The 9,908-nt window shown below is 51.3% G+C and carries 6 protein-coding genes and 3 pseudogenes; 4 read left to right on the plus strand and 5 right to left on the minus strand.

Translation table 11 applies throughout. The features are described 5' to 3' along the window. Window positions 1–99: 99 nt before the first annotated feature. The 4 genes from AOA61_RS20785 to AOA61_RS20800 all read right to left on the minus strand — a co-directional run bounded on the left by AOA61_RS20785 (window position 100) and on the right by AOA61_RS20800 (window position 5,188). Window positions 100–1,752, minus strand: a complete 1,653-nt coding sequence (locus tag AOA61_RS20785) for a methyl-accepting chemotaxis protein (protein ID WP_164444926.1) — start codon at window positions 1,750–1,752, stop codon at window positions 100–102. Between the two features lie 640 nt (window positions 1,753–2,392). After that, window positions 2,393–3,043, minus strand: a complete 651-nt coding sequence (locus AOA61_RS20790) for an SMI1/KNR4 family protein (protein ID WP_099602620.1) — start codon at window positions 3,041–3,043, stop codon at window positions 2,393–2,395. Window positions 3,044–3,359: 316 nt separating this feature from the next. Further along, complete coding sequence (locus AOA61_RS20795; protein ID WP_099602621.1) at window positions 3,360–3,722, minus strand: response regulator; 363 nt, start codon at window positions 3,720–3,722, stop codon at window positions 3,360–3,362. Between the two features lie 23 nt (window positions 3,723–3,745). Continuing rightward, a complete protein-coding gene (locus AOA61_RS20800; RefSeq protein WP_164558489.1) occupies window positions 3,746–5,188 on the minus strand; it encodes an ATPase domain-containing protein in 1,443 nt (480 codons plus the stop codon). 383 nt (window positions 5,189–5,571) lie between these two features. Between AOA61_RS20800 and AOA61_RS20805 the strand changes: the two genes are divergently transcribed. The 3 genes and pseudogenes from AOA61_RS20805 to AOA61_RS20820 all read left to right on the plus strand — a co-directional run bounded on the left by AOA61_RS20805 (window position 5,572) and on the right by AOA61_RS20820 (window position 8,554). Next, on the plus strand, window positions 5,572–5,781 hold the full coding sequence (locus AOA61_RS20805; protein ID WP_095184905.1) for a hypothetical protein: 210 nt from the start codon (window positions 5,572–5,574) through the stop codon (window positions 5,779–5,781). A gap of 550 nt (window positions 5,782–6,331) precedes the next feature. After that, window positions 6,332–7,957: a methyl-accepting chemotaxis protein gene (locus AOA61_RS20815; RefSeq protein ID WP_099602640.1), complete on the plus strand. Its 1,626-nt coding sequence runs from the start codon at window positions 6,332–6,334 to the stop codon at window positions 7,955–7,957. Window positions 7,958–8,043: 86 nt separating this feature from the next. Next, a pseudogene (locus AOA61_RS20820) lies at window positions 8,044–8,554 on the plus strand (GAF domain-containing protein). Between the two features lie 32 nt (window positions 8,555–8,586). Here the strand turns inward: AOA61_RS20820 and AOA61_RS32360 are convergent. Next, window positions 8,587–8,817: pseudogene (locus AOA61_RS32360) on the minus strand (lysis protein); the annotation flags it as partial. Between AOA61_RS32360 and AOA61_RS20830 the strand changes: the two are divergent. After that, window positions 8,811–9,770 (plus strand): annotated as a pseudogene (locus AOA61_RS20830) (phage tail tape measure protein); the annotation flags it as partial. The pseudogenes AOA61_RS32360 and AOA61_RS20830 overlap by 7 nt on opposite strands. Between the last annotated feature and the right edge of the window lie 138 nt (window positions 9,771–9,908).

The raw sequence follows: 9,908 nt of genomic DNA on the forward strand, positions 1-9,908 counted from the left end.
CGTTCTAATGGAAGTGCTTGTGCTGATTGTTGACCGTAATGCTGAGTGTGGCTCAACTCAAGTGGCCCTCAATTCATAGACGCAATCTCAATAAACCCGTCAAACCTTAAAGTTACCTATTTGCTGCTGTAGCACGGCTCCGAGCTCAGCCAAGTTAGTACTTGAACGAGCAGTTCGCTCGCACGATAAAGCTGAATCATCCGCGATATTGCGAACCGACGTAACACTCCGGTTAATTTCTTCCGCGACGCAACTTTGTTCCTCACCTGCAGTAGCGATTTGTCTGACCATCTGCTGGATGTTGTCAATCATCTCCACGATGGTTTCAACCGAGCCCCCAGTGTTTGAAACCTGTATTACCGTTTCATCCGTCAAACCGCGGCAGACTTCCATCATCCCAGCAGCTTCTTCGGCTATTTTTTGCAGATTGGCAGTCAGCGCTCCAATTTCCAGGGTTGCGCCCTGAGTTCGTTTGGCGAGCGTTCTCACCTCATCGGCCACCACCGCAAATCCTCGACCAGCATCGCCCGCCCTAGCAGCCTCAATAGCGGCATTTAACGCCAACAAGTTGGTTTGATCGGCGACAGACGTTATGACCTGCAATACCCCGCCTATATTCAGGCTCTCTATCCTGAGTTGTGCCATGGCTGCGGCAGATTTTGATACTTCAGATGCGAGACGTTTTATTTGGGTTATTGCTTCTTTTGCCATGGTTCCGCCGGTCTGCGCTTGGAGGTTAGCGGTGAGCGCCGCATGGGCTGCTTCCTCAGAGTTGCGTGCAACTTCGAGGGTGGTTGCTACCATTTCGTGAATCGCAGTGGCGACTTGGTCGATTTCAGTTCTCTGATTACCAACCCCGATGCGGGTCTGCTCTGTCGCTGCGGAAAGGTCAACGGCGGCATCAGAAATTACGCCCGATGACGTATTAACCTGACTAATAAGCAGGCTCAGGCGTGACTGCATTTCACCCAAGGAGGACAGCACACTGCCGGCCGCTGACATTTCCGCTTCAAGAATCGGGCGCAAGTCACCACTGGCAACGCGCTGAGCGATGGTGGACAAGACAGTAGGCTCTGCACCAAGAGCACGTGATAAGCCACGAACTATTAGAGTAGTCAGTACTACCCCGATGACAATTGCTACTGCGCAGAAAAACATCAGAAGATTACGGGTGTCTTTATAATCGTTCTGCGCATCACTAATGCTAGCCAGCGCTAGACCTGAGTTAAAACTCTTGTAAGTTGTAACGCTAGCCACCAGTTTCTTTAGGAGTGGCAAGCATTCGTTATTCATCATATTAATAGCCGCTTTTGCATCGCCAGTAACGGCTAACCGCGTGATTTCCAAAGCAATCGGACCATACGCTTTCTCAATCTCCTCAATGTTAGCAACTAAGCTCCGAGCGTTATTACCATCAGCGGATGGAGGCAAGGCAGCGACTCCAGCCACTAACGCTGACAAAATACTTTTAACCTTCTGATGTTCGATATTTACGGTATCGGCCTCGGCCTGTCTGTCAGCTGCCGAGGTGACCAGCACGAGGTTTCGTGCTGAGATCGCACGTTGCTGCGCAGCGAGCAATAGATCATTCATCAGGCCCATGCGCTTATTCAAACCGTCCACATAACTTGAGAAGCGTAGATTTGATCCATTTAAGCTAGTGACAGAAAATGCAGAGATCATAAAAATAATCACTACCATCAAGCCAAAACTTAACAACAACCTCTTCCGCACCGACAAGGAATTTAACATGCTGACTCTCCGATTTTTTAGTATTCTCACGGCGCAGACAGGGATATGGCGCATTGACACTATGCGGCGCCAGATGGCAGTAATTCAAGACTTAAATAGGGTTACGGTACTAAAGTACTAAATTGAAACTCAAACAATCCAATCGAACTACCTGCACCATCTAAACGCATCTATATGAATGGATTTTTATTCTAGGGTTGATATTTACTTCAAACTCTATAGTTAAAACAGGAACCGCTTTATATTTAACTCAATTACATTTTATCAAGCTCCATAATGAGCCGAAGGCTGCCCTGGCGGGCTTTTTAGCGTCTGCTGAAAACCAAGGTCTCGGCCTCCTAACTGTTCGAAATGCGCGTCAGATTTACGGTCGCACCAATCGGTCGAAATACCGCACCTTTTTGCAGACAGTGGCAATGCTTAACGTTGGCCATAGCTTGTGCTTGCGAATAGAGGAGCACGCCTGGGGGCTTGCAGTGGTTCATGAAAGACTGCTTACAGCCAAAAGCAGTCATTCGTCCAGAACGTCTATGGCTCCGAGAAGAAAGAGGATAGAGACAAAAAAGGGGGGATTTCTGGAAAATACATTTGCCCCCTTTAGCTCTCTACTTGCGTAAACCCAATTGGCGATCTTGCCGGTTCACCTGACAGATTGTGCCCCAAACAGAATGGGAACCGCGTCCAAAAAATGGAGCATTTCAGGCTCCTTGGTGTTCAAGCTTCGCCAACCGTCATCCTCCTCCCTGATTGCGAAGTTACCACTTTCGAGTTGATCGACCAGCCACTCCATAAACTCATCAACGGACCTGCCCACAACGTATTTATCTTCTTCGTCACTGCCAAAATTAATGACTTGTCCCAAGGTTCCGCGCTCCCCTGGATCCAAATCAACCCCGAGATGATTGCCACCGTAGTCGAAGGCGAAGGGTATCCAGTATCTGTTGGCGTATAGAGCCTGGATAGCGCCGGAGTTTCCCGAAGTGCAGAATGCACTCGCCTCGGTCATTTCTTCGGGCGACCACTCATCGATGATATCTTTCCAAGACTCCCAATGTGCCTTGGCCGCTGCCAGCGACAGAAAACTAAGTCCATAAAAGGGCCCTGAATTCGCAGCACCGTGTTGCCCGTCGTGCAACCTGTAGAGCTGCTTCAAGTTTTCTGGAAAAGGTCGGCCAACAAGGCTTTCGAACTCTTCGATTGCAGCATCCGAACAGCCCGGGGCCAGATCCCGACGTACTTCAGGAAGATGGGCCTCTAACCATTTTTCCAGCCGTTCAATCACTGTCTTCATTAAGCGTTTCCAATCATGCAAAAGTGCACGCTAACTTAGATTGAGGTTTTGTGAAAGGCAGGCTGGAGCCTGCGCTAATGCAATCTGACCTTCACCGTGAACGCTGGTTGCCATGCCTTGAGAATGGCTCAAACCGACGGTCCGCTCCTGGCCGTTTCCTGCCTCTCGCGACGGACAGAAAACGGCCAATAGCTGCCTGTCGGGACCGGCTGAAATCGACCCTAAGCGGTTGTTGATGAATTCTGTCGTCCAAAAACGGACACCAAGAATGTCTACGAAAACCAGGGTGATTCAAATTGTCTTGAGCGGCTGAGAGCTACTCGGAACCTAAGAGCTTTCTAACCTCGGCGATGATCAAATCGATATCGAATGGCTTTGCCAATACTGCATCAAACAGATCCGATCTCTGCATACCGATGTGTGCCTGAGCACCGCTCATCAATATGATAGGCAAGTCCTTAGCGGAAGGAAGTGCTCGAACAGCTGTAGCGAACTCTAGGCCGTCCATGACTGGCATCATGAAATCTGTAATGATCAATGCAGGCCGTTCTCTTTCGAGCACGTCCAGCCCTTTTCGGCCGTTGCTGGCGGTTACCACCATGAACCCCTCATCCTCCAGCGCGAAACTGAGAATGTCAGCGATCAAATACTCGTCGTCGACGACCAAGATGGTGGTCATTTCAGTTCAACCCACGCAAAAGCTTAAGAAATCGAACCTGGAGGTGTCTCAGTGGGGACTGACGGTTCATGTCTTGAAGCCTTTGTCAGGAAAACATCTTTATCATGGATGACTACCTCAAAGCGCGAGGGGTCATAAGAACTGTCTCGTACTTTAAGAATGGAAAGCGTCCTGCTTAGTTCAGAGTGATTCTCAGAGAAACGCATAAGCATCAGGTTGTCGACGATGCTGGACAGGTCAGAGTTTGGCGCGCTTACCTCGGAGCCAAATAGATCACGCATTTCCCAGGATGCAAACACGGTTACGCCCCTCGATCGCAGCTCATTCATCAGCGCACTGAAGAAGTCAGTAATTCGTGCCGGATTTGTGGAGACTCGCGTCATACCGCTAAGGCTATCTATGAACAGGCGCTTGATACTCTTTTCTTCAACGATACTCAGCAGTCGTGCGCCCAGCCCATCCAGCAGGCCTTCAGTGGTGGGCTGCCAGGCAATGCTCAAGGCGCCGCTGTCCTCCATACCCTTGATATCGATACCCAGTGATTGGCCTTTGAGTCGCAACCGTTGTGGGCTTTCGTAAAAGCCAAAATGCAGACCTGGAGCATCGACGGTCGACTCTGCAAGGAATTTGAGACCCAGAGTCGTTTTACCAATGCCGGAGGGGCCCATGACCAGAGACACACTGGAACTGTAAAGGCCTCCACCCAATATGCCGTCCAGCGAACCAATGCCACTAAGAATACGCGTCATGTCTGCGCTGTCAGGGGCGGACGGGTGGCTGTAAAGACTTTCGAGTCGAGGGTAAACCACCAATCCTTCGTCGGTAATCTCACACTCATGGAGGCCTGTCATTGCTCCACTGCCGCGAGTTTTACGCAGTTGAATACGACGTACCGAGCGAGTGCCAAATAGCTCTTCGCCCATTTCAATTACGCCATCAACCATGGTGTGCTCAGGGCTGCCGTCGTCGAGACGGGAGCTGGTTAGAAATAGCACAGTGCAACCCGCGAAAGCGGCGTGCCCTTGCAACTCAGAAATGAATTTCTTGGTGTCGATGTGCGAGTCGGCTTTTGAGCGAGCATTGAGCAGGCCATCTACCACCATCACTGTGGCTTTTTGGCGACTTATCTCGCGCCGAAGCAGTTTCACAACCTCGTCCAGTCCTTCGTTTTCTAGGGTGTCAAATGCGCTGACAAACTGAATTTCGGCGCCCACTTTGGAAGAGTCGAAAAAGCTCAGAGTAGAAAGAAACTGAAAAAGACGGTCGTGTGACTCGGCCAGCAGTGTGGCGACCAGAACCCGGCCTCCATTATTCGCATGATGGAAGCCAAGTTGATTGGCTAGGATCGTTTTGCCAGACCCTGGCCGCCCTTGGATTATGTATGAAGCGCCCTTGACCAGCCCTCCCTTGAGCAGAGCGTCTAGCCCTTCGATTCCACTTTGGAGGCGTTTTAGCTTTTCCACGATGCGACCCTGATCTGAAAAACAGGCTGTTTAAGCCGAGTGAGGCGGAATGCTAACGCCATTTTCGCTTTGGGGCCATTCTCGCCTAAAGCATGGCGGTCTAAGAAAGTGACATGCCCAATTTTTGCCGCCTTTACCTCGGACTTCGTTACTCTAAAGTCAAGGCGGAATCAACGTTGCTAGCCAGATGCCCCTCTAATCTTGCAGTAATTCAATTGCAGTAACCAACCCCGAGCGCTTGCATTCAAAATGCAGGGGGAACCTGAATCGCCCAGGTTTTATTAAATAGTGTGCGACCGGTTCTGGCCGAGAGCGAACAATCATAACTTTGGAGCTGGTTACTAAACACCTGCTGCTACGCTGTTGACTCCAACAGAGGAACGCCGATGCCAAACTCAGATCTACTCCCCTCCCTGCTCTCGAAGCTATACGAAAACCAATTAGCCCTTGAAGCCTCTATCATGGAGCTATCGAACTGGGTTGAGCAGCGTGGCTCTGCCGAGGTCGCAGAAAATATCCGGGGAGCGCTGCACACCATCGACGACAACGAAGAGTTCATCAAATTGACGCTCGCAGTTCTCATGGCACCAGAGTGATCGCTACTTGCAGGCCACTGACCAGAGCTGGTCCAGCTTGGTGGTGTAGATCGTCCGGATTGAACATGCCGGTGCGGATGCAGACCCGGACTTTCTTGCAGAGTGCGTTCTGTGCTCGGAGCTTATCGAGCCGTATCCATCAACTGAAAAACCACATGACGAACACGACGGCTGAGACCCAGCCGAGGGTGAGCAGGAATGAAATGCCTGCAAGCCGCTTATCCATTGTGCCCTGTCCATATCCAATGATATCGGAGAGTTCTGCTGTGCGCTCTGCCTGTAATCGCTGGCACATAGCATGGCACGTCCCGGACGTCGCGCTACCAAAACGGGCCAAATTCAGCAGACAGAGCGCACACGCATTTACTTAGCGCGCAATTATTTAGCGCCTCTATCATTCCAATGCATTCTTTTGCGTTCCTCGTTTCAGCCTTAAGCCTGCAAGCTGTAAATGGAATTCACTGTGCCGCATGAAAAGGCTGCCTTTGTTCGTGATCAGCAAAATGACGTGGAAATGCCACGCCACCAAATCCGGCCTTCGGAGGCCTATATGAAATTGAGATCCTTAAGTATCGCGCGAAGAGCCTTCGTCTGTTTTGGCCTAATCACATTCCTGCTAATCAGCTTGGCAGGCTTCTCTTATCTTCAAATTGATCGGCTGCGTGCTACAGAGCAGGACATTGAGCAAAACTCCCTCCCAAGTATCCAAGTAATTGACGACATCCAGATCGCCCTCCTTCACGCCCGCCTTGAAAGTATCCGCATGCTCTCAAGTACCACGAGAGATGTGCATGATTTCTCACTGTCAAAGGTCGAAGAATCTATGCAGACACTTCAGGTAAAAACTGATTTTTATCGTGCACATTTAATGTCTGGTGAGCAGGACGAAATCCAGTTCGCGAAGGCTAACCAGGCTATGCATGCGTACATCGAAGGTCTCAAAAAAGTAATCGCTTTAGATTCATCCGATCATGATCAGGCTGTCATTTTTGCCAACACAGAGCAGGCAAATAGAGCCAACACCTATCAAGAGCAGCTGACGCTTCTGCGAGACCAAAATACACGCCAAGCCGAGGTATCTGGGGTCGACGCGACCGACGTATATAACCATAGCGTCAAAGTTTTGATAGCGGTGCTAATCGTGGCATTTATCTTAACTATAGCCCTGGCGATTTTGTTCACTAATAGCATCACTATTCCAATCAGCTCATCACTAAAATTGGCGGAGAATATCGCTGCTGGAGACCTTACTCATGATCTTGAAGTAACAGGTTCAGATGAAGCTTCGCGCTTGATGCATGCATTGAATCTGATGCAGAAAAATTTGCGACACACAATTCTAGAAATCTCGGGAGCTTCATCCCAACTGAGCACTGCTGCCGTCGAAATGACGTCGATCACTGAAAGCGCTGATCGCACACTTCAGCAGCAGAACAGTGAGATAGAGCAAGCTGCTACCGCAGTAACTGAAATGAGTGCGGCGGTTGAAGAGGTTGCACGAAACGCCAACTCCACGTCTGAAGCAGCGATGCAGTCGAGCATGGCTGCAGATCTCGGCAATCAAAAAGTCACTGAAACTTTGACGGCGATGCGTGGCTTGACGGGTTTGGTTGAAGTGTCATCAGATCAGGTAAGAGAACTTGCAGGCCAAGCGCAAGACATTAGCAAAGTTCTGAGTGTGATTAGGGCGATTGCTGAGCAAACCAACTTGCTTGCTTTGAACGCCGCAATTGAAGCGGCTCGTGCAGGAGAACAGGGTCGCGGTTTCGCAGTAGTCGCAGATGAAGTTCGAGCGCTGGCGCACCGAACGCAAACATCGACGCAAGAAATTGAACAGATGATATCCACGATTCAAGCAGGCTCATCTGCCGCGGTCGAATCAATGAAAAAAAGCACATCCGAGGTTTATAGCACGCGAGACACTGCGGAACAGGCGGGCCAGTCGCTGCGCCAAATCATTGATTCCGTGCTCGAAATTAACGATAGGAATATCCAGATTGCAACCGCTTCTGAGGAACAGGCTCACGTGGCGCGGGATGTCGATCGCAGCCTGATAAGCATCCGCGACCTTGCAGTGCAGAGCAGTGAAGGCACTCGGCAAACGCTTACAGCCAGCAACGAACTTTCTCGTCTGGCCGTCAACCTAAACGATTTAGTTCTTCGATTCAGAACATAGGAAATGGGTCAGCCAACTCTAGCTTTGTTGCCCAATCTCTCATAAGCCAATACGGCACGCCCAGCTAAACACAGCATAGGTGGAATATGGTTAGCCCTGAAGTCACCTTGCACTCTATGCTGAGTTTAGATGAACGATCAGCTTTAGCTGAAATTGAGGCGATCTCCAGCATTTTAAAACTCGTAACACGTCTTACGGGAATGCGATTTGCTGGGATCGCGAAGTTCACCGAAACAGACTGGGTGGTCTGCTCAGCTCACGACCCGTTGCATATGGGGATAGAGGCTGGTGACACGCTAGAGCTGGAAATCACGCTCTGCAGCGAGCTCAGGAGAGACCCTAAGGCACTATTTATGCCTAAAATCAGCGAAGACGGCAGATACTCCAGTCGTGCAGTGGTTAAACGGTATGCGATAGAAAGTTATGCTGGTGTTCCTATCTTCCTTCCCGATGGTAGGTTATATGGTGCTCTATGCGCCCTTAGATTCGCGCTCGATACTATTTGAAGACCCGGAGCTGGAAGAAACTTTAGCTTTATTTGCAACGTTGATAGGGTGCGTTTTTTTCACTAACCCGCTGCTGAATGAATCCGAATAACACGGCTTATCTGACATGCGAACTATTGAATTTCAATGAGATTGGTTTATAGCTCGGACGTAATCTTGGCATGCTCGTAATGCTATCAACCCATTATCACCTTCATCGGTTATGGCGATAATTCTTTGAGCATGCGCTGGGTCAAGTTGGGCTCGACGGGTTGCATGAACCACGCTGAAGGCGCCGGGGGCGGAAGGCACGTCGCAGCCACTGGCTGGATCCTCGAGGAGGACTGACAGCCGGACATCAGCAGTGGCAAGCTTCCAGCACGCAAGTCGACCTGACCAGCTTCAACGACGCCAAGAACGAGCTGGCCGCCATCACCGACACCTACAAAAACTACCAGAAGGAACTGGAAGCGGCTCAAAAGGCCGGCCTGCTGTCCGAGGAAGACTATCTGCTGCGGCGCCAGGCGCTGATCGGCAATCAGCTCGACCAAACCACGGCGGCCTACGAGGCTGAGATTGCCGCACTGGAGGCTGCCAAGGGCAAGAAGACTAATTCGGCAGCGCAAAGCATCCAGCTGGACCAGAAGATCGCCGACGCTCGCTCAGGGATGGTCAAGGCGCAGAAGGATGCCGATAGCCAGCTTGAGGTTCTGGCGACCAACGAGACCGGGCGACTCGCCAAGCAGGAGCGGGCGATCACCTCCTACGTGCAGGCGCTGGGGCAGCAACAGAGAGCCTTGGAGCTTGCAGGTCAGCGCGCAGTTCTCGGCGTAGGGCAGGGCGACCGCCAGAACGCGCTCAGCGGCGAACTGAACAGCCAGCAGGACCGTTTTGCTCAGCAGTCGCTGGAGCTTGCCAACCAGAAGTCTGATCCGTCGCGCAACATGTCGGAAGAGGAGTTCAAGCGGAAGTCTCAGGCGCTCGCAGATGCGAATAAGGCCGCGACGGACCAGATCCGGCAGAACTATGCGGATGTGGAGAATGCGCAGGGCGATTGGACGAAGGGTGCGACTGCAGCATGGGACAACTACCTGGACTCGGCGCAGAACATTGCAGGCCAGACCAAAAGCCTGTTCGGCAATGCCTTCAGCTCCATGGAGGATTCAATCGTCAACTTTGCCATGACCGGAAAGGCGTCGTTCTCGGACTTCGCCAAATCGATCCTGGCCGACATGGCGCGTATCGCTACCCGCCAGGCCAGCTCGGCACTGCTGGGTAGCCTGGTTGGTGCGGCGGCGAGCTACCTCGGCGGCAGCGCGGCCGGTGGACCAACAACACACGAAGGAGTTATCCGATGCCCGACGTAACCAGGCTGTTCTGCGCGATCGCCTTTGGGATCCTTAAACTTGGCGTTGATGTTGGAGATGTTTTTATCGACAACGTCCTGCTGGAGACGGGGATCATTC

Origin of the sequence: Pseudomonas sp. 2995-1 (genome assembly GCF_002742505.1) — a bacterium.
Classification (GTDB): domain Bacteria; phylum Pseudomonadota; class Gammaproteobacteria; order Pseudomonadales; family Pseudomonadaceae; genus Aquipseudomonas; species Aquipseudomonas sivasensis.

What these genes read in the sequence shown, in the direction of transcription:
- AOA61_RS20785 (WP_164444926.1), bottom strand. Translation starts at nt 1,752, where the DNA reads ATGTTAAATTCCTTGTCGGTGCGGAAGAGGTTGTTGTTAAGTTTTGGC.
- AOA61_RS20790 (WP_099602620.1), bottom strand. Translation starts at nt 3,043, where the DNA reads ATGAAGACAGTGATTGAACGGCTGGAAAAATGGTTAGAGGCCCATCTT.
- AOA61_RS20795 (WP_099602621.1), bottom strand. Translation starts at nt 3,722, where the DNA reads ATGACCACCATCTTGGTCGTCGACGACGAGTATTTGATCGCTGACATT.
- AOA61_RS20805 (WP_095184905.1), top strand. Translation starts at nt 5,572, where the DNA reads ATGCCAAACTCAGATCTACTCCCCTCCCTGCTCTCGAAGCTATACGAA.
- AOA61_RS20815 (WP_099602640.1), top strand. Translation starts at nt 6,332, where the DNA reads ATGAAATTGAGATCCTTAAGTATCGCGCGAAGAGCCTTCGTCTGTTTT.